This is a genomic window from Nonomuraea sp. NPDC049141 (assembly GCF_040648415.1).
GTDB lineage: Bacteria > Actinomycetota > Actinomycetes > Streptosporangiales > Streptosporangiaceae > Nonomuraea.
Map to the genome: position 1 here is coordinate 578,623 of NZ_JBEZDR010000001.1, position 19,451 is coordinate 598,073.

The 19,451-nt window shown below is 72.3% G+C and carries 15 protein-coding genes; 10 read left to right on the forward strand and 5 right to left on the reverse strand.

Annotation, left to right across the window (positions count from 1 at the left end):
- Nucleotide 1 precedes the first annotated feature (1 nt).
- On the reverse strand, nucleotides 2-1,648 hold the full coding sequence (locus AB0B91_RS02685; protein ID WP_358314207.1) for a PucR family transcriptional regulator ligand-binding domain-containing protein: 1,647 nt from the start codon (nucleotides 1,646-1,648) through the stop codon (nucleotides 2-4).
- A 131-nt stretch (nucleotides 1,649-1,779) separates the two neighbouring features.
- Between AB0B91_RS02685 and AB0B91_RS02690 the strand changes: the two genes are divergently transcribed.
- From AB0B91_RS02690 to AB0B91_RS02705, 4 genes are all read left to right on the forward strand, one after another.
- Complete coding sequence (locus AB0B91_RS02690) at nucleotides 1,780-2,673, forward strand: DUF2877 domain-containing protein (protein WP_358314210.1); 894 nt, start codon at nucleotides 1,780-1,782, stop codon at nucleotides 2,671-2,673.
- The gene (locus AB0B91_RS02695) at nucleotides 2,670-4,055 is read left to right on the forward strand and encodes an FdrA family protein (protein ID WP_358314212.1); all 1,386 of its coding nucleotides are present in this window, start codon (nucleotides 2,670-2,672) and stop codon (nucleotides 4,053-4,055) included. The genes AB0B91_RS02690 and AB0B91_RS02695 overlap by 4 nt, the downstream gene beginning before the upstream one ends.
- Complete coding sequence (locus AB0B91_RS02700; RefSeq protein WP_358314215.1) at nucleotides 4,052-5,434, forward strand: DUF1116 domain-containing protein; 1,383 nt, start codon at nucleotides 4,052-4,054, stop codon at nucleotides 5,432-5,434. The genes AB0B91_RS02695 and AB0B91_RS02700 overlap by 4 nt, the downstream gene beginning before the upstream one ends.
- Before the next feature lie 159 nt (nucleotides 5,435-5,593).
- Nucleotides 5,594-8,011, forward strand: a complete 2,418-nt coding sequence (locus AB0B91_RS02705) for a serine/threonine-protein kinase (protein WP_358314218.1) — start codon at nucleotides 5,594-5,596, stop codon at nucleotides 8,009-8,011.
- A 60-nt stretch (nucleotides 8,012-8,071) separates the two neighbouring features.
- Here AB0B91_RS02705 and AB0B91_RS02710 read toward each other — a convergent pair whose 3' ends face one another.
- The gene (locus AB0B91_RS02710; protein ID WP_358314221.1) at nucleotides 8,072-8,854 is read right to left on the reverse strand and encodes an alpha/beta fold hydrolase; all 783 of its coding nucleotides are present in this window, start codon (nucleotides 8,852-8,854) and stop codon (nucleotides 8,072-8,074) included.
- A 123-nt stretch (nucleotides 8,855-8,977) separates the two neighbouring features.
- On the opposite strand from AB0B91_RS02710, the gene AB0B91_RS02715 reads away from it, so the two are divergent.
- Complete coding sequence (locus AB0B91_RS02715; protein WP_358314224.1) at nucleotides 8,978-9,793, forward strand: MOSC N-terminal beta barrel domain-containing protein; 816 nt, start codon at nucleotides 8,978-8,980, stop codon at nucleotides 9,791-9,793.
- A 113-nt stretch (nucleotides 9,794-9,906) separates the two neighbouring features.
- Nucleotides 9,907-11,187 carry an MFS transporter gene (locus AB0B91_RS02720; RefSeq protein ID WP_358314227.1) on the forward strand — a complete coding sequence of 427 codons (1,281 nt, stop codon included), beginning with the start codon at nucleotides 9,907-9,909 and terminating at the stop codon, nucleotides 11,185-11,187.
- Between the two features lie 16 nt (nucleotides 11,188-11,203).
- Here AB0B91_RS02720 and AB0B91_RS02725 read toward each other — a convergent pair whose 3' ends face one another.
- Nucleotides 11,204-12,769 (reverse strand): bifunctional 3'-5' exonuclease/DNA polymerase, encoded by a 1,566-nt coding sequence (locus tag AB0B91_RS02725; protein ID WP_358314230.1) that lies wholly within the window; start codon nucleotides 12,767-12,769, stop codon nucleotides 11,204-11,206.
- A 21-nt stretch (nucleotides 12,770-12,790) separates the two neighbouring features.
- Complete coding sequence (locus AB0B91_RS02730; RefSeq protein ID WP_358314233.1) at nucleotides 12,791-14,278, reverse strand: metallophosphoesterase; 1,488 nt, start codon at nucleotides 14,276-14,278, stop codon at nucleotides 12,791-12,793.
- 149 nt (nucleotides 14,279-14,427) lie between these two features.
- Here AB0B91_RS02730 and AB0B91_RS02735 point away from each other — a divergent pair, with 149 nt between their 5' ends.
- Nucleotides 14,428-14,838, forward strand: a complete 411-nt coding sequence (locus AB0B91_RS02735) for a tetratricopeptide repeat protein (protein WP_358314236.1) — start codon at nucleotides 14,428-14,430, stop codon at nucleotides 14,836-14,838.
- Between the two features lie 10 nt (nucleotides 14,839-14,848).
- Here AB0B91_RS02735 and AB0B91_RS02740 read toward each other — a convergent pair whose 3' ends face one another.
- Nucleotides 14,849-16,426 carry an FAD-binding oxidoreductase gene (locus tag AB0B91_RS02740; RefSeq protein WP_358315667.1) on the reverse strand — a complete coding sequence of 526 codons (1,578 nt, stop codon included), beginning with the start codon at nucleotides 16,424-16,426 and terminating at the stop codon, nucleotides 14,849-14,851.
- A gap of 31 nt (nucleotides 16,427-16,457) precedes the next feature.
- Here AB0B91_RS02740 and AB0B91_RS02745 point away from each other — a divergent pair, with 31 nt between their 5' ends.
- The 3 genes from AB0B91_RS02745 (at nucleotide 16,458) to AB0B91_RS02755 (ending at nucleotide 19,447) form a co-directional block, all read left to right on the forward strand.
- On the forward strand, nucleotides 16,458-16,967 hold the full coding sequence (locus AB0B91_RS02745) for a TetR/AcrR family transcriptional regulator (protein WP_214636010.1): 510 nt from the start codon (nucleotides 16,458-16,460) through the stop codon (nucleotides 16,965-16,967).
- The gene (locus AB0B91_RS02750; protein ID WP_358314239.1) at nucleotides 16,960-18,471 is read left to right on the forward strand and encodes a glycerol-3-phosphate dehydrogenase/oxidase; all 1,512 of its coding nucleotides are present in this window, start codon (nucleotides 16,960-16,962) and stop codon (nucleotides 18,469-18,471) included. The genes AB0B91_RS02745 and AB0B91_RS02750 overlap by 8 nt, the downstream gene beginning before the upstream one ends.
- Before the next feature lie 61 nt (nucleotides 18,472-18,532).
- A complete protein-coding gene (locus tag AB0B91_RS02755; RefSeq protein WP_358314242.1) occupies nucleotides 18,533-19,447 on the forward strand; it encodes a sucrase ferredoxin in 915 nt (304 codons plus the stop codon).
- Nucleotides 19,448-19,451 lie beyond the last annotated feature (4 nt).

Sequence of the window (19,451 nt, forward strand, 5' to 3'; positions counted from 1 at the left end):
CCTAGATGCCCCGCATGCGCAGCACGTGCAGGGCCAGGGTCAGGTTGAGGCGCAGGTGCGGGTCGTCGGTGAAGTTGCCGAGCAGGCGCTCCAGCTTGCCGATGCGGTAGCGCAGCGTGTTGTAGTGGAAGTGCAGCCGTCTGGCCGTCTCCGCCACGTTGAGGTTCGTCTCCAGGAGCACCTGCAGGGTGCGGCGCAGGTCGGAGTTCTCGGCGTCGTTGTCCAGGGCCAGCGGTCCCAGCGTCTCGCGGACGAACGCGTGCAGCTCCTCCGTGTCGTTCACCAGCGACAGCAGCCGATAGACGCCGAGCTGGTCGAAGTGGGCCACCGCGCCGGGGCCGTGGAGCTGGCGGCCGACGCGGGCCGCCTTCAGGGCCTGCGAGTACGCCTCGGGCAGCAGTTCGGCGCCGGGCGAGGGGCGGGAGGTGCCGGTCGAGAACGTGGCGGGCGGCACGTCGGCGAACGCGGAGGCGGCGTCCTTGGCCACCCTGGCGGCGTCCACCGTGGCGTCCAGCACGGCCACCACCTCGTGCGAGAAACCCGCGACCGCGCCCTGGGGGTCGTGGCGGCGCATCGCCGCGACCCAGCACGCGACGAGGCGGTCCTGGGTCGCGCGCTCGTCGCCGTCCGGGTCGAGCTCGGCGACGAGCACGGTGACCGGCCGTTCCAGGTCCCAGCCGAACGCCCTGGCCCGCGCCGTGACGCGCTCGGCCGTGCCCGCCCGGCCGGTGAGGACGTCGCGCAGGAAGTCCGCCCGGTACTTGCTCTCGACGGCGTTGACCGCCTCCTGCCTGGTGACGACGAGCGCGGCCACGGTCGCGGCGCGCTCCAGGATGCCGACGTCGCTGTCACGGATCGTCCCGGCCGGGCTGTAGGCGACGATGCGGCCGTGGTGGTGCCCGCCCGCGACGACGGGCACGGAGGCGAACGCCCGCGTGCGGCCGGCCGTACCGGAGGCGGGCGTGCCTGAAGGGGTCCGGCCCGAGGTGGGGGCGGGGATGAGCGGCGGTCCCTCGTGCGCGATCGACTCCCACAGGAGGGTCACGTGGTCGGCCGGCCCGGCCGTGGCGAGCACCCGCCCGCCGCCGTCCACCGCCGCCACCGCGACGTCGAGCAGCGCGGCCACCTCGGCGGTCACCTCGTCGAGCCCGCCGCCGGCCAGCACCACCTGTACCAGCGCCCGGTGCGCCTCTTCGGCGCGGGCCAGCACGGCGGCCTGCCGGTTGAGGATGTCGGTCAGGACCTGGTTCAGGATGTCGTCGAAGCCGACGTCGTTCGGCAGGATGATGAGCGGGAACCCGAGCCGGTCGGCCTGCTCGACCATCTCGTCGGGCAGTTTGTCCACGTACCTGCCGAGTTTGATGGCCAGCGCCGCCAGCTTGCGCTCGTCGAGGTCGGCCACCAGGCGGCCGAGCGACTGCGGGGTGTTGCGCAGCGGGTAGCCGGTGGTCAGCAGCAACTCGTGCGGCTTCACCCAGGCCAGGATGTCCGGCACCTCCATGACGTTGAGGCGCTGCACGATGCGGCCCAGCCCGCTCTCCCCCGCGATCAGGCGGGCGTCCGCGAGGGTCGATACGCCGAGCACCTCGCCCACGGACACACCGTGGGTGATCGTGCCCGTGCTGGCGAGTCGGACGGGGGGCTCCATGTGAAGATTGTGACCCCAGAAGCGGTCTGTCAGGAAGAGCCAACCTTCTCGCTGACTGTTGGCAAATTTATCCGTACGGAGGGTTGTCCGAGACGTTCTACGGTCAGGTCCAACGTCAGCAGGGAGGTTCAGTGACCGTCGGTACTCATGCGAGGCGCCCGCGTACCCATGTGACAGGGGCGGCCAGCGCGGCGGTACGCCCTGTGCTGGAGGCGCCGCGAAGCCCCGCCCGCGTGCTGGCCGTCTTCCCCGCCGGGGCGTACGTGGAGGTCAGGACTGATCTTGAGCCGTCCGTGATCGCCGTCATCACGGGCGCGGCGACCCGGCTGCCCAACTCCGTGCTGCTGGCCGCCGAGCTGCCGCACCTCACCGTGGGTGACGAGGCCGCCGTGGGCGACGGCTCCATCGAGCTGGGACGGCTGAGCCTGCGGGCGCGCCGCTGGTGGGATCCCGCGCCGCCGCTCGGTCAGGTCGATCCGGTACGGCTCAGACAGACCGCCCCTCACCTGGCCCCCGGCGAACCGGGACTGGCCAGCAACGCCGCCATCGAACTCCTGGCAACCAGCTGCGTGAGCGGCCGGTTGCTGGGCGCGGTGACGGCGGCCGAGCAGCTGGTCGGCCTCGGTCCGGGGCTGACGCCGAGCGGGGACGACGTGCTCGCCGGGCTGCTGGTCACGCTCAGGCACCTCGGCGCGGCGACCGGGTCGGACCGGGCGGTGTGGCTGGCGGACTGGCTGGCCGCGACCGTGACGTACGACGCCCGCGCCCGTACGACGCCGATCTCGGCGACGCTCCTGCACTGCGCGGCCAGAGGCGAGGCGAGCCCCGAGGTGATCGCCGTGCTGCGCGGCCTCGCCGGGCGGCAGGAGCTCGAACCGGCGTGGCGGCGGCTGCGGGCGCTCGGCCACACCTCCGGATCCGACCTGCTCCAGGGCATCTCCATCGGCCTGAACGCCGTCCTAGCCATGACCGAAAGCCTGAGCGGGACCGGAACCCCGTCCGACGCCTTGAGCGTGCTCGGATGACCCGAGACGCGGTGCTCATCCGCAAGGGCGTCTACCACGACTCGGTCACCCTCATGCGGGTGAGCCGCTCGCTGTCGGACCTGCCCGGCATGCAGGTGGCCATCGTCGCCATGGCCACGGAACTGAACCTCGGCCTGGCCCGCGACCTGGGCTTCGACCTGCCTCCCGCCGACCCGGGCGACCTGCTCGTCGCGCTGCGCGGCGACGGCGTGGAGGCCGCCGCCGGCGAGCTCGACCAGGCCCTGGCCCTGCTGTCCGCCTCCCGGACCCAGGCGGCCGACCAGCCCCCGCTCACCACTCGCTCGGCCGCCAGGACCCCGGCCGACCTGGTGCTGGTGTCGGTCCCCGGCGAGCACGCCTTCTGCGAGGCGCTCGACGCGGTCCACGCGGGCCTGCCCGTGATGATCTTCAGCGACGGCGTCCCGGTCGCCCAGGAGCGGCGGCTCAAGCTGCTGGCCGAGGAGCGGGACGTGCTGGTCATGGGCCCCGACTGCGGCACCGCCGTGATCGCCGGCGCCGGGCTGGGCTTCGCCAACGTGCTCAGGCCGGGCCCGGTCGGCGTCGTCGCGGCCTCCGGCACCGGCGCCCAGCAGGTGACGTCCCTGCTCGACCAGGCGGGGGCCGGGGTGAGCCACGTGCTCGGCGTGGGCGGCAGGGACCTGTCGGCCGAGGTGGGCGGCCTGTCGACGATGCGGGCGCTGCGCATGCTGGACGACGACCCGGCCACCGAGCTGATCGTGCTCGTCTCCAAGCCGCCCGACCCGGCGGTGGCGCGGGCCGTACAGGAGGTGGTGGAGACGCTGCGTACGCCGGTCGTCTCCGCGCTGCTCGGGGAGCGCGACCTGACGTCGGCGACAGAGGAGGCGCTGCGCGCCCTCGGCCGGCCGGTCCCCGCATGGGAGTCGTGGCCCGGCTGGTCGCCCACGTCGACGTACACGAAGCTCAAGGGCATCTACTCGGGCGGCACGCTCTGCGCCGAGGCGAGCCTGATCGCCGGGTCGGGCGAGTTCACCGACTACGGCGACGACGCCTACACCCGGGGACGCGCCCATCCGATGATCGACCCGACGCTGCGCCTGGAGGCCCTCGCCCAGGTGGAGCCGGGCGACGTGATCCTGATGGACGTCGTGCTCGGCCACGGCGCCGACCCCGACCCGGCGGCCTCGCTCGCCTCGGCCATCGCCCACGTCACCGCCCGCACCACCTATCACGCCCCCAGCCACGCGAGCGGCCACGGGGCCGCCACCGTCGTCGTCGCGCTCATCGGCACCGAGGGCGATCCGCAGGGCCTGCACCGGCAGGCCGCCGCGTTCCGCGAGGCGGGCGCGACCGTCTTCACGTCCAACGCCCAAGCCGCCCGGCACGCCAGGAACCTCCTATGACCCTGCTCTCTGGCCCGCCCCACGTGATCACCGTCGGCGCCGGCCTCCTCCAGGAGTCGCTCGACGCGCAGGCCGTGCCCACGACCGCCGTCGCGTGGCGCCCGCCCCTGCCCGGCACCGCGGACGCGCTCGCCCGGGTGCTCGCCGACCCGCGCCTGCCCGCGGCCAACGAGCGCGCCGTCGGCCGCCTGACCTCGGCCCGTCCCCAGCTCGTCGGCGTACGGCGGGCCTCGGAGGTGCTCGGCCTGCCGGAGCTGATGTTCCTGCACGCGGGCCCGCCCATCGACTGGGAACGCGCGTCGGGCCCGATGCGCGGGGCGCTGATCGGCGCGATGCTGCTCGAGGAGTACGCCCGCGACGTGCCGTCGGCCGAGCAGTTGCTCGCCTCCGGGCAGGTGCGCCTGGAGCCCTGCCACCGGCACGCGACCGTCGGCCCGATGGCGGGCGTGGTGAGCCCGTCGATGTGGATGCTGGAGGTGCGCGACACCGAGCATGGCGGCACGGCGTACTGCTCGCTCAACGAAGGCCTGGGCAAGGTGCTGCGTTACGGCGCGTACGGGCCCGAGGTGCTCGACCGGCTGCACTGGATGGACCGGGTGCTCGGGCCCGTCCTTTCGGCGGCGATCGAGCTGAGCGGGCCCATCGACCTGCGCGCGCTGATCGCGCAGGCGCTGCAGATGGGCGACGAGCTGCACAACCGCAACCGCGCGGCCACCTCACTGCTTCTGCGCGAGCTGGCCCCGTGGGTGGTCGAGGCCGCGGCCGGCAGCGCCGCCGAGGTGCTGCGCTTCGTCAACGGCAACGACCACTTCTTCCTGAACGCCGCCATGGCCGCGGGCAAGGTGAGCACCGACGCGGCCAGAAACGTGCCGGGCTCCTCGATGGTCGTCGCCATGGCCCGCAACGGCACCGATTTCGGGGTGCAGGTCTCGGGGCTGGGCGATCAGTGGTTCACCGGTCCGGCGGGCGTACCGGACGGGCTCTACCTCGGCGCGTACGGCCCGGCGGACGCCAACCCGGACATCGGCGACTCCACGATCACCGAGACGTCCGGCCTGGGCGGGTTCGCGATGGCGGCGTCTCCGGCCATCGTCCGCTTCGTCGGCGGTGAGGTGGCGGACGCGGTGGCGGCGACCCGGTCCATGTACGAGATCACGCTGGCCGAGCATCCCGCCTATCAGATCCCGGGGCTCGGTTTCCGCGGCACGCCGGTCGGCATCGACCTCACGCTGGTGGCCAGGACCGGTGTCCTGCCCGTCGTCAACACGGGTATCGCGGGCCGCGTGGCGGGCACCGGTCAGGTAGGAGCGGGCCTGGTGAAACCGCCCGTAGAGGCATTCACCAGCGCATTGATAGCACTGGCCGACCGCTCTGACTGATCCATTTGATGGATGATATTTCCGCACGTCAAGGCATTTGTAAGAAGCGCGTTGGGTTCCTTTGGCGATGACCTGCCTATATCGTGGCCAACGCTCATAATCTGGAAGTATGGCGGCGCGACGCTTGTGACCGATGAGGCTGGAGATTGGGGCGGGAACATGGCAGCCGACCGCTTGCTCAGCGGCACCGGTGCGGAGGGAAACGCTTCACAGAGCCAGGGTCGTCTGATCGGCAGGCGTTACCGGTTGATGTCACCGGTCGGCCGAGGCGGCATGGGGATCGTGTGGCACGCGCATGACGTGCTTCTCGCCCGCGACGTGGCGGTCAAGGAGCTGATCCTCCCGTACGGACTGGACCAGACGGGCAGGCAAGTGGCCCACCGGCGCGTGCTGCGGGAGGCCAGGTCCGCCGCACGGCTGACCCACCCGGGCATCGTGACCGTGCACGACGTGGTCGAAGAGGACGGCCGGCCGTGGATCGTCATGGAACTGGTCCGGGCCTGGTCCCTCGAACAGGCGGTCCGGCAGAGCGGACCGCTCCCGGTGATCCAGGCGGCGGAGATCGGCATCCGGGTGCTCGACGCGGTCAGGCACGCGCACGCGGCCGGGATCCTGCACCGTGACATCAAGCCGGGCAACGTCCTGCTCACCGCGGACCGCGTGATCCTCACGGACTTCGGCATCGCCGCGATCGAGGGTGACGTCACGATCACCCAGACCGGACTGCTCATGGGCTCGCCCGCCTACATCCCGCCGGAACGGCTGTCCGGGCAGTCGATCACCCAGGCGGCCGACCTGTGGTCGTTCGGGGCGACGATGTACGCCGCGGTCGAGGGGCGCCCGCCGTACGAGGGGCCGGACCCGATCGCGGTGCTGGGCGCGGTCCTCACGCAGGAACCGGTCACGCCGCAGCGGGCGGGCGCGCTGGCACCGGTGATCGAGGGCCTGCTGCGCAAGGACCCGGCCGAACGCCTCACCGCCGAACAGGTCAGCGACATGCTGGAACGGGTCCTGCACGCGCACGGCTCGGTCCGCCCGCGCCCCGCCGAATCCGCGCGGTCCCTGCCGACGCGGACGGACTCGACGCCGGCCGAGTTGCTGCCGCCGCTGGACATGCCGTCCGGGCCGATGCCGTCGCGGATCGTGGAGACCCCCTCGGGGCCGGTACGGGTGCCGTACGACCCGCTGAACAGCCCGTCGGGCGGCTACTCCATGCCGTACGACGGGATGTCCACCCCGTCCGGCAGCCACCGCACGGACGCGCTGCCCCGGGCGGACGGGTTTGACGCGTTCACCAGCCCGTCGGGGTCGCACCGGGTACCGGGGACCGGCCCGCATCCGTCGCAGAGCGACCCGGCCGGCCCGTCGGTGGTACGCCCCTTCACCGGCGGCCAGACAGGACCGCTGGGCGGCCCCCCGTCACGGGACTTCCCGTCGCATGACTACACCTCGCAGGGCTACCCGTCCCAGGATTACGCGTCCCAGGACTACGCGTCGCAGGACTACGGGTCGCAGGGCTTCCCACCGCCGGACTACCCGTCGGGCGGGCCACCGTCGTCGCCGGGCTTCCCGCCAGGAGGGCCACCGTCGTCGCCGGGCTTCGCGTCCGGCGGGCCGCTCGGAGCGCCGCCTTCGTCGCCGTCCGGTGCGCCGCCTTCGTTCGGCGGCCCATCGGGATCGCATCGGGTGCCCGACAGCTCACCGTTCGGCGGCCCCTCGGGCCCGCGCCGCGGCTCGGCGGGCCCGGAATCGCGCGACGGCGCCTTCGGCCCGTCGGGACCGCAGCCGATCCTGCCCCTGACCAGTGACAGCCGCGCCGCCCCCTGGCCCCTGGCCTCGTCCGACCACCTGCGTGACCAGGCCATCGACCTGTCGCGCGATCTGACCCACAACCGCCTGGCCAGCCTGCCCAGCGCCTCGCAACGCCTGACCAAGAGCAGGCGCAGGGTCGAGGACGACGACGGCGGCTGGCTCCGCGACGGCCGCCCCACCCCGCGCCTGATCGTCACCGCCATCGCGGCACTCGGCGCGATCGTGGCCGTCGTCCTGTACGTCCGCACGGATGGCACGCCCGCTCCGGTGCCGAGCGCGGCGACCACCGTCTCGTCACAGCCCGCCGCCGATGACCCCCTGACGGCGACCGTGCCCGACGGCTTCGGCGAGCAGACCCCACCCGGTTTCTCCGCCGCCGTGCCCAACGGCTGGAAGCTGACCGCGTCAGGCGGTGACGCCACGTTCACCGGCCCCAAGGACTCGGGCATGACGACCCGGGTCGAGCAGGCGACCCCGCAGCCGGACGGCGGCCTGGCGGAGCTGGCCCGCGAGGAGGCGGACGGCCGCGTCGACGGTTACATCCAGGTCCAGCTCCAGGCGACGCGGTATCGCGACTGGAAGGCGGCCGACTGGGAGTACACCTACACGCTGGCCAACGGCGTCCCCATGCACGCCCTGACCCGGTACGTCACGATGGACGACACCAACGCCTTCAAGATCATCTTTACCATGCCCGAGCTCAAGTGGGACGACCAGGCCGAAACCCGCAAGGTCTTCTTCGACACCTTCCGCCAGACGACCTGACCCCCCGCCCACCGCGCCATGAGCGCGGGTGGGCGGGTCACGCGGCCGGGATCTGAACGGTCACCGCGCGCCGAGGGCGCGGTCGAGGAAGTCGCGGACCGTCGTGGCCAGTTCGGCGCGGTGGTCGGACAGGGCGTGGTCGGTGGCCCATTCATGGTGTTCGAGCGCGGCCCCCGCGTACGCGGGCACCAGCGGCCGGTGGTGCACCTCGGCGGGCGTCACGGGGTCGAGTCCGGTCCCGATGAGCATCACCGGGCGTCCGGCGAACGCGGGTGCCAGCGAGGCCAGGCTCCACCGCTCCCCCGCGGCCTCCATCTCGGCCACCAGCGCCTCGCCGCTGGTGCCGGTGAGCGGGAGCAGTTCGTCGTCGAACGCCTCGACGTACGCCCGCCGCCCCTCGGCGTCGAGCCCGCGGGTGACCGTACCGAAGTCGAAGGCGGACACCGACACGGTGGCCGCGATGCCCGGATCGGCGGCGCCCGTCATCAGCGCCACGAACCCCCCGAAGCTATGTCCGACCACGGCGACCCGCTCCGGGTCGAGCCGGTGTTCCACCGCGAACGGCTTGTCCCGCACGGCCGCCACCACCCGCGCCGCGTCCGCCAGGCCGTTCGCCCACGACCAGTGCCCGCCGACTCCCCAGGAGCCCCGGTAGTGGAAGACCAGGCTGGCGTACCCGGCCCGGCGCAGCGCCTGGGCGAGATCGAAGTTGCGCTCGTTCCCGGGGAAACCGTGCAGCAGCACCACCACCGGATGCGGCCCCTCGCCCGCCGGCAGGTGCAGCACCCCCAGCAACGGCACCCCGTCGCTGTCGAACGTCACCCCAGGTGTGGCAGCCCTCATACACCTCTCCTCTCTCGGAACGATCAGTACGCTAACAGCCGCCCGACGACCCACCCCCAACGCCTCGGCCCTCGGCGAAGCGCCGGATGTCCCCGCAGGTGAGCGTCAGGTACCGTCGGCCGCATGAAGCTGGCGAGCATCCACTTTTATCCCGTCAAGTCGACGAGCGGACACGACGTGCGAGAGGCCGAGGTCCAGCCTTGGGGCCTGGCCGGTGACCGGCGCTACCTCGTCCTCGACGAGCACGGCGTGATACTGACCGCCCGCGAGTTCCCCCGGTTGCTGATGTGCCTGCCGGAGCTGGACGGCGAGACGCTCACGCTCACCGGCCCGCATGCCGCGCCGCTGCGGGTCACCCCCACCTCCACCCGTTCCGTGATCAACATGCGGAACACGCCGGTGGAGCTGACCGACTGCGGTGACGACGCCGCCGCGTGGCTGACCGCGCTGATCGACCGCCCCGCCCGGCTGGCCTGGCTGGACGACCCGACCCGCCGTCCCGTCGATCCCGAGTACGGCCGGCCGGACGACCGGGTCAGCCTGGCCGACGCGTACCCGCTGCTGCTCACGTCCACGGCCTCGCTGGCGCGGCTCAACGACTGGATCGCGGAGACGGCGGTCGAGCGCGGCGAGGAGTTGCCCGCGCCGCTACCCATGAGCAGGTTCCGGCCGAACGTGGTCGTGGACGGCGCGGAGACCGCCTTCGCCGAGGACGGATGGAAGCGGATCCGCATCGGCGACACGGAGTTCCGGGTGGTCAAGAGCTGCGACCGTTGCGTGCTGACCACCGTCGACACCCGCACCTACACCAAAGGCAAGGAGCCCATCCGCACCCTGGCCAAGCACCGCCGGTGGGACGGCAAGGTCTGGTTCGGCAGGAACCTCATCCCGGAGGCACCGGGCCGGATCACGCAGGGCGATCCGGTAGCGGTCCTTTGAGCGCGGCGGCGGGCGATCGAGCACCCGAAAGCATCCTGCATATGGCCGAATACCACCGCGTGGGGTGATTTGGGTCTTTAGGGGGATCTCGGGGGCTATGCGAGACTTCACACGTGACCAGCGCCCCTATTAAGCCCTATATTTCATCCCCTGACCGGATCCGGGTCGTCCAGCGGCGCACTCTCGCGATCCTGTCCGCCGCGCAAATAGTGGGTGGCGTAGGCGTCGCCGTCGGCTTGGCCCTGAGTTCGGTCGTCGTCGACGAGCTCTCCGGCTCCACCGTGATCAGCGGCTTCGCGGGCACCGCGACCGTCCTCGGCGCGGCCCTGCTGGCGCTGCCGACCGCCAAGGCGTCCGGCCGGGGCGGCCGGCGGGCGGGCCTGGCGCTGGCGTACGTCGCCGCGCTGGCGGGCTGCGTGGTGTCGGTCGGCGCCATCAGCCTCCGCAACTGGCCGCTGCTGCTGGCCGGGCTGGTCCTGGTGGGCGGCGGCAGCGCGGGCAACCTGGCGGCCCGCTACTCGGCGACCGACCTGTCACCGTCGGGGCACGCCGCCAGGCACCTGTCCCTGGTCGTCTGGGCGGCCACCATCGGCTCCGTCGCCGGCCCGAACCTGGCCAAGCCCGCCGACCAGATCGGCATGGCCGCCGGCCTGGTGGAGAAGGCCGGGCCGTTCGCGTTCGCGGCGCTGGCGTTCGCGCTGGCGATGCTCATCATCCTGGTGGGCCTGCGCCCGGACCCGCTCAAACTGGCCCGCGAGCTGAACGGCACGCAGCCCCCCGCCCCCGGCCGGAACCGGACGATCAGGAACGCCTGGACGACCCTGCGCACCACCCCCATGGCCCGCAAGGCCCTGGTCATGATCGCGATCAGCCACACGGCGATGGTGTCGGTCATGTCGATGACCCCGGTCAAACTCCACCACGACGGCGCGAACCTGGACGTCATCGGCCTGGTGATCAGCCTGCACATCGCCGGGATGTACGTCATGTCGCCGGTGGTGGGCTGGCTGGCCGACAAGGCGGGCAAGGTGCCGGTGCTGCTGCTCGGCATGGCGTTGCTGCTCAGCTCCGCCGTTCTGGCGGGTACGGCCGGGCACCGCGTCTGGCAGGTGAGCACCGCGCTGATCCTGCTCGGCCTGGGCTGGTCGTGCGGCCTGGTGGCCGGGTCGGCGCTGGTCTCGGAGTCAGTGCCGGTCGGGAGCCGTCCCGCCGTGCAGGGCCTGTCCGACCTGCTGATGAACGTGTGCGGCGCCACCGGCACGATCGTCGCGGGCGCGATCGTGGGCGGGCTGTCGTACGGGGTGCTCGGGCTGGTGGTGGGCGTGATGGTGACACTGGCCGGAGTCTGGCTGGCGATCACCTGGCACCGCGCGCCGGGAGAAGTCACCGCCTGACGTATGGAAAAACGCGTCACTTCGCGTCGGCGTAGCAGGAGACCGCGACCGCCTCCATCGGGAACCGCACCGGCGTCTGCCCGAACAGCAGCCGGCTGGCCTCGGCGGCCGACTCCGACACCGCGGCGATGATCTCTTCGGCCTGGCCGAGCGGGCAGTGCACCATGATCTCGTCGTGCTGGAAGAACACCAGCCGGGCCGGGCCGGACAACCGCCCGCGCAGCACCGCCATCAGCACCAGCGCCCACTCGGCGGCGGTGGCCTGCACGACGAAGTTGCGGGTGAACCGCCCCCGATCGCGCAGCGCCCTGCTCCCCTCGGGCCCCGACACCAGGGACTTCCACCGGTCGGACGGCGGCGGACTGGTGCGGCCGAGCCAGGAACGCACCAGCCGCCCCTCCTCCCCCGCCTTGGCCGCGTCCTCGACGAACTGGTACGCCTTGGGGAAGCGCTGCCGCATGACCGCCAGCAGCTTGGGCGCGTCACCGCTGGTGCCGCCGTACATGGCGGACAGCATCGCGATCTTGGCGTGGTCGCGCTCGCCCCCGAACGACTTGGCCAGCGCCGAGTAGAGATCGATCTCCCCCGCCGCCCGCGCCAGCCCGTTGTCTCCGGCCATCGCGGCCAGCACTCGCGGCTCCAGCTGGGCGGCGTCGGCGACGATCAGGGTCCAGCCGTCGTCGGCGACCACCACGCGGCGCATCACCTTGGGGATCTGCAACGCGCCGCCACCGCTGGTGGCCCACCGCCCCGACACCACGCCGCCCACCACGTACTCGGCACGGAAGCGCCCGTCGCGCACCCATTGGTCGGCCCAGACCCACCCGTGGAAGCTGTGGAGCCGGGCCAGCTCCTTGTAGGCGAGCAGCGGCGCGACGGCCGGATGGTCGATCTGCTTGAGCTCCTCCGACCGGGTGGTCCTGAGCGCGACGCCCGCCGCCTTGAACGCCTTGACCAGCTGCTGCACCGAGTCGGGATTGACCGGATGCCCGAACGCCGCCGACACCTCGTCGGCCAGCGCCTGGAGCTTGGCCGGGCGCATGCCGTGCACCGGGCGCGGCCCGAGCAGGTCGGTGAGCAGGGCTTCGTGCACGTCGCGGCGCCACGGCATGCCGTCGTAACCCATCTCGGCGGCGATCAGCGCGCCCGCCGACTCGGCCGCCACCAGCAGCCGGAACCGCCCGGGGTCCGGCAGCGCCTCGATCCGGCGCAGTTGGTCGGCCAGCACCTCCGCCACCGCCTCCGCGCCGAGCGGCTCGGGCGCGAACAGGGTGTCGGGCATGTTGGGCTGCTCGTCGGGCACCGGCAGGCCGTGCAGCCTGGCGTGGGCGGCCTTGGCCGAGCGCGGCTGGCCGTAGCGTCCCTCATGAGCGAGCAGCAGGCCCTCGGTGAGGGCCAGGTCGTGACAACGTGACACCCGCACGCCGCTGCGCAGCAGGGGCGGATAGGCCTCGCGCGCGTCCGCCCAGACCCAGCGCGGCCGCTCGGCTTCGAGCTCTCGTACGGCCCGCGCCACGTCGTCGACCTGACGAGCCGGGCCGCCGACCGGGAGGATCGTCCGGTCTGTCACCACTACGTGCACGCCGTCCAGCCTGCCAGGTGACTACGACAAACTGATGTGCACCTCGTCCTCCATCGGCGGATCCACCTCCTGCGGCAGGCAGCCGGTGGCGGCGAAGCAGCGCACCTTGAGCAGGTCGGGCGTGACCGAAAGGTGCAGGAACTGCTTGAAGAACGGTGGGGTGTCCCAGTCGGAGAGCTCGGAGAGGTATCGGTGGAAGACCGTCCCCACGGGCAGCCGGAACGGCATCGGCCAGGCCCCGAGCAGCCGGGCCGCCCACCTCATCCTGCGGGTGATCTTGATGGGCCCCGCGACGGGCCGGACCGGGGTGTTCTTGATCTGCTCCGCCATGATGCAGGCGGCCTCGGCCGGGGTGAGGTAGATCCACTTCATCCGGAGCCGCTTCGCGTACAGCTGGCTGTAGAAGGACAGCGAGTCTCCGCGCAGCGGATAGCACTTGAAGTCGTCCTCGTGCACGCCCGCCACGTCCACCCGGCGGGTGGTGTGGGTGGCGTGCATGAACGCGCCCCCGCCGCCGGAGACGATGTACTGGATCACCCGGTCGCCCACTCTGACGGGGTAGCGCTGGTAGTTGTGCACGTCGCCGCCGATGGCGGCCACGTAGCGGTGTTCGGGGGCGCGGATGATGTCGTCGATCGTGCCGCCGCCCTCCAGCGGGGACGGCTTGTAGTCGTTGCGCGTGTAGATCGGCTTGCCGGTGACGAGGATCTTCGGGCGCGGGTCCAGCGAGACGCGGCGCAGCCACTCGGTCTGCTGCGCGTCGATCCCCCCTTGGATGCCGGTGTCGACGCCCACGATGAGCAGGCTGGGGGTCTCGATCACCCAGTAGGGCCCCGGCTGCGCGGCCTGCTGCGACGGCCGCTCCCTGAACCTGCGCGCCTCGGCCAGGAGCCGCTCGTCGATCGTGTCCGACTTGCGCCAGAGCAGGCCGCGCAGCCCGGACTCCCGCTTGGACTTGAGCGCCGGGGCGTCGCAGAACACGCGCATGAACCCGCCGAGTCCGTCGTACCAGTCGTGGTTGCCGGGGATCGCGTAGATCGGAGCGTCATAGTCCTTGTACGGCCGGAAGAACTTGTTCTCGTACTCGTTGCCGGACCCGGCCGGATACAGCACGTCGCTGGCGATGACGGCGAAGGAGGTGCCTTCGCCCACCTTGAGCAGGCCGGGCACGACCGCGTACTGGGAGGCGTCACCCTCACCCGTGTCGCCGAGCAGCAGGAAGCTGAAGCTCTCCCCCACCTCGGGCCGGACGCGGAAGTCCGGGTCGGCGCCACGGGCCGCCTGCTCGGCCACCCACCTGCGGCGCACCTGCCCGGACGGGTCGCCTAAGAGCCCGGCGACGATCTGGTTGCGCGAGTGCCACAGCGTGCGCGGGCTGAACCAGGTGAACCCCTTCGTGTCCGGTCTCAGCCCGGTGAACGTGCCGATCCGCTGGCACGCCCACCCCGCGCCTTCCTCCGACACCCGGGAGGAGAGCTGCTTTCCACGCTCAGCCGCGACTTCCACCATGACCACATCTTTACCGCGATCTTCCCCAAGCCGCACCCTCTTCCCCAAGCACATCCGGAACGCAGCGTGCCGTGGGGAACACAATCGGTTCGTGATGGTGTAACCTCACGCCCCAAGCAAGCGGTTCGTCGCCGCCGAGGGGGGCTGCCATGGCCCGGAACGGTTCGGACGACGCCACCCGGAAAGGCACCATGGGGGTGGCCGCCGTCGAGGGACTGCTGGCGTACGCCGGCAGACGGTCACGCTGGGGCGGGGGCGCGCTCAGCAGAGTCCACGAGGCGATCGGGCTCAGCCGGGAGCTGGTCGCCGCGGACCCCGACGAGCACTCCGTGCTGCTCGCCCGCTGCCTGCGGGCCGCCGCCAAGCTGCTGCTGCGGCGCGGCCAGGCCCAGGAGGCGCTGCCACTCGCCCAGGAGGCCGTCGAACTCTGCCGCCCGTCGGGTGGCGCGCCGCTGATCGTCTCGCTGGCCTGCCTGTCGGACGTCTACGAGGCCCTCCAGCGGTACGGCGACGCGGCGGAGGCCATGACGGAGGCCACGGCGGTCGACCCACCCGACTGACCACGGGGGCTCAGGGGATCAGGATGCCGGGGTTCAGGATGCCCGCGGGGTCGAGCCGGGACTTGACCGCCCGCAGGATGTCCACGCCCACCGGCCCCAGCTCCGCCGCGTACGCCTCGCGGTGGTCGCGGCCGACGCCGTGGTGGTGCGAGATCGTGCCGCCAGCCGCCACGATGGCCGCGCTGACCGCCTCCTTGGCCCGCTCCCACTGCTCCACCGGGTCCCCCTTCTGCGCGGTGACGACGGTGAAGTACAGCGAGGCCCCGGTCTCGTACACGTGCGAGACATGGCACATGACCAGCGGCGACTCCAGAGCCCCGAGCAGCGCCAGCCGCACCGCGTCGTACAGGCGCGGCAGCGCGGACCAGAACCCGGCCGTCTCCACGGTCTCCACCGTCGCGCCGACGGCCAGCAGCGAGTCGCGCAGGTACGGCGCCGCGAACCGGCCGTGCTCCCACGCCTGTCCGGGCTCGGTCCCGAGCGGCACCCCGCCCATCCGCGCCAGCACCGCCCCCGCCCCGGCCCGCCGCCCCTCGGCCGACGTCTCCGGTGGTCCGGCCGCCGGTCCCTCGTAGCCCGCGATCACCAGGCAGCCGGAGTCCCCGCCCCCGATGGCGTCCGGCCGGGCGAGCCCGATCATGGTCTCCGTCTCGTCCGAGAGCCGCAGCACCGTCGGCAGCGGCCCTTCCTGCGCCAGGGCCCGCAGCGCGGCCGTCCCCTCCTGGAACGACCCGAAGCGCCACCCTTCGTACACCCGCCGCTCGGGCACCCGCCGCACCCGCAGCCGCAGTGCCGTGATCACGCCGAACACCCCCTCCGACCCCAGCAGGAACTGCCGCAGATCGGGCCCGGCCGCCGACTTCGGCGCGCGCCCCAGGGACAGGTCGCCGGAGGGCGTGGCGACGGTCAGTCCCACCACCATGTCGTCGAACCGCCCGTACCCCGCCGAAGCCTGCCCGCTGGACCGGGCCGCCGCGAACCCGCCCAGCGTGGCGTACTCGAACGACTGCGGGAAATGCCCCAGGGTCAGCCCGTGCCGTTCGAGCAGCCGCTCGGCCTCGGGCGCCCGGAGCCCCGGCTCGACGGTGACGACCATCGACTCGGCGTCGACCGAGACGAGCCGGTCGAGCCGGGCCAGGTCCAGCGCCACCACCCCGGCGAAGCCGGACCGGGCCGCCGCCAGGCCGCCGACCACGGACGTGCCGCCGCCGAAGGGCACCACCGCGATCCGCTCGGCGGCGCACAGCCGCAGCAGCGCGGCCACCTCGTCGTGCGACCCGGGCAGCACCACGGCGTCGGGCGCGTCCGAGCCGTCTCCCGCGCGCATTCGCAGCAGGTCGGGCGTGGACTTGCCGCGCGTGTGCCCGATCCTGGCCGCGCGCGAGGTCAGCACGTGCTCGTGGCCCACCACCTCGGCCAGCGCGGCCAGGCGCGCGGGCGGGAGCGCGACCGGGGCCAGCCGTACGGACTCGAAGGAGGCGGCGGGCGCGGCCGGCTCGCGCACGCCCAGCAGGTCGTGGAGCAGCGCGCGGATCTGCTGGGGCAGCTCGCGGGCCTTGGCGGGGTCGCCCCAGCCCGACCAGAGCATGGGTTCGTTCAGCACGTCTACACTGTGACATATGACGTCGATTCGTCACAATGACGGCGTGCTGGACGCGGCCCGCGACTGTGTGCTCGCCTACGGGGTGCGGCGCACCACGCTCACCGACGTGGCGCGCCGGGCGGGGGTGTCCCGGATGACGCTCTATCGCCGCTGGCCCGACGTGCGGAGCCTGGTCGCCGACGTGATGACGCGGGAGTGGGTGCTGGCGGTCACGGATCTCGACATGTCGGATCCGGTCGCGGCGGTCGTCGAAGGGGTACGACGGCTGCGCGGGCATCCGCTCTGGCGCAAGATCGTGGAAGCGGATCCGGAGCTGCTCCTGCCGTACCTGCTGGATCGGCGCGGCGCCACCCACGAGGCGGTGCTGGCCGTGCTCGAAGACGTCGTCGGCGACCGCCGCAAGGCCAGGGCGGTGCTGCTCGTGGCGCAGTCGTTCCTGCTGTCGGCGCCCACCATGCTCGACCCCGTGACACTCGACGAACTCGACGCCGAACTCGCCACCCTGCTGGAGGCCTACCTTGGATAGCTCGCTGAACGCGCCGCGACGGGCCCGCGAGCTGGCCGTGGTCGCGGAGGAGACCGTCGATGTGCTGGTCGTGGGCCTGGGCGCGACGGGTGCGGGCGCGGCGCTCGACGCCGCTTCGCGTGGTCTCACCGTAGCGGCGATCGACGCGCACGACCTGGCTTTCGGCACATCGCGGTGGAGTTCCAAGCTCATTCACGGCGGGCTCCGCTACCTCGCCAGGGGCCAGGTGGGCGTCGCCCGCGAAAGCGCCGTCGAGCGCGGCATCCTGCTGCGGCGGACGGCTCCGCACCTGGTCAAGGCGCACCCGTACGTGCTGCCGCTGACGCCGGAGGTCTCCAGGCCCCAGGCGAAGCTGCTGATGACCGGCTACCGGCTCGGCGACGCCCTGCGCGCCACCGCCCTCACGCCGCGCCGCCTGCTGCCCGGCCCGTCCCGGCTGACGGCCGCCCGGGCGCACACGCTCGCGCCCATGCTGAGCGAGCACGGCCTGCGGGGCGGGCTGCTGTCCTGGGACGGCCGCGTGCTCGACGACGCCCGGCTGGTCGTCGCCATTGCCCGGACGGCGGCGGCGCACGGGGCGCGGATCCTGACCCGTTGCCGCGCCCTGGAGCTGACCGGCGAGGGCGCCAAGGTCCGCGACGAGCTGACCGGCGCGGAGTTCGGCATCCGGGCCAGGACGGTGATCAACGCGGCGGGCGTGTGGGCGGGCCTGCTGGATCCCCAGGTGGAGCTGCGCCCGTCACGTGGCACACACCTCGTGCTCCGCCCCGGGACCCTGCCCGGCCTCCTGTCCGGGTTGCACATCCCGATACCCGGAGAGAGCAACCGATTCGCGCTCGTACTCCCCCAAGCCGACGGCCGCGTGTACGTGGGCCTGACCGACGAACCTCTCGACGGCCCCGTCCCCGACGTGCCCGAGGCGCCCGAGGAGGACATCAGGGCGCTCCTGAGCGTGCTCAACACGGTTCTGGCGGCACCGGTGGCCCGCGAGGCCGTCGCGGGCGCCTACGCGGGGCTCAGGCCGCTCCTGGCGGCGGACGGGCGGACGGCCGACGTCTCCCGCAAGCACGCCGTGTTCGCGGATGGAGGCCTCATCACGGTCGTGGGCGGCAAGCTCACGACATACCGGCGGATGGCGGAGGACGCGGTGGATCGAGCGGTCTCGGCGCGGAACCTCCGGGCGGGCCCGAGCCGCACCACCTCGCTCCCGCTCGTCGGAGCCGTCCAGAATCATGGCGCCCCGCCCCCGGCCGGCGGGCCGGACCGCACGCCCGAGCGGCTGGTCGCCCGCTACGGCTTCGAGGCGGCGGCCGTGCACGAGCTCGTCAAGGCGCATCCCGAAGAGGTCTGTCTCGGCATCACCCTGGGCGAGCTGCGGTGGTCCGTCGCCCACGAGGGCGCGCTCGACGCGGACGACCTGCTCGACCGCAGGACCAGGATCGGGCTCGTCCCCGAGGACAGGGCGGCGGCGCTGCCCGCCGCGCGGGCGGCGTTTGCCGGATAACACCTTTACCCCCTCGCCGTTAGGTTAGTCTTACCTAATTCGCAAGTGAGGGAGGAAGGCGTTGACCAGGGCCTGCGAGCATCCGGACGGCTCCCACACCGGCGCTGTGCCGAATCTGGCCAGCGCCACCGTGGGAGCCCGGCTGTGGCTACTCGTCGAGTACGACGGGCCGTGGCCGTCGCATCTGGAAAGCTTCGAGCTTCCTGAGAGAATCTCGAAACTCGTGCAGCGCGCCCTCGAACGTGGCATCCGGCCCCAGCTCATCCGCCGCCCCGGCCGGCGAGCCCGCCCGCAGGAGCAGGACCTGCGTGTGCTAGTGGGCTACGCCATAGGCCCCAACCCCTGGCTGGCCAGCGGAGTCATCGCAGGTCCCGAAGATCTTGACCTCGACGCACTGGTGGCCGGAGTGGTCCCGGAGTCCTGCATACTTGAAGACGAGCCGGTATTTCTGGTCTGCACGCACGCCAAGCGCAATGCGTGTTGCGCCCGCATTGGACTACCCCTCGCTCGGACACTGGCCGAAAACTGGCCGGACAGAGTGTGGGAAACGTCACACGTTGGCGGCGATCGCTACGCCGCCAACCTCGTGTGCTTGCCACACGGAATTTTCTACGGCAGCATGTCTCAGGCTGCTGCGATCGCAGCGGCTAACGCGTACCGGTCGGGCGAGATCATTCTCGACCGTTACCGGGGACGCGCAGGCATCCCTGAGCCATTGCAAGCCGTCGAGCACTTCGCCCGAACCCATACGGGAGAGCGTTCTGTCGGCGCAGTGGCCGTGGAATCCTCCAGGTCGGACGGCGACGTCACCGAAGCCATCGTGCGCTGCGGCGACGTCCGGTTCCAGGTTGTGGTTGAGCCATCGGTGCTCCAAGCGCCGTGTGGTACGGCTTGCGCCGAGAAGATCACCACCTACCGGCTGGTTTCGCTGGACAGGCTCAGGCCTGTGCGGTACGCCACGCCCGCGCTTACCTGATCAC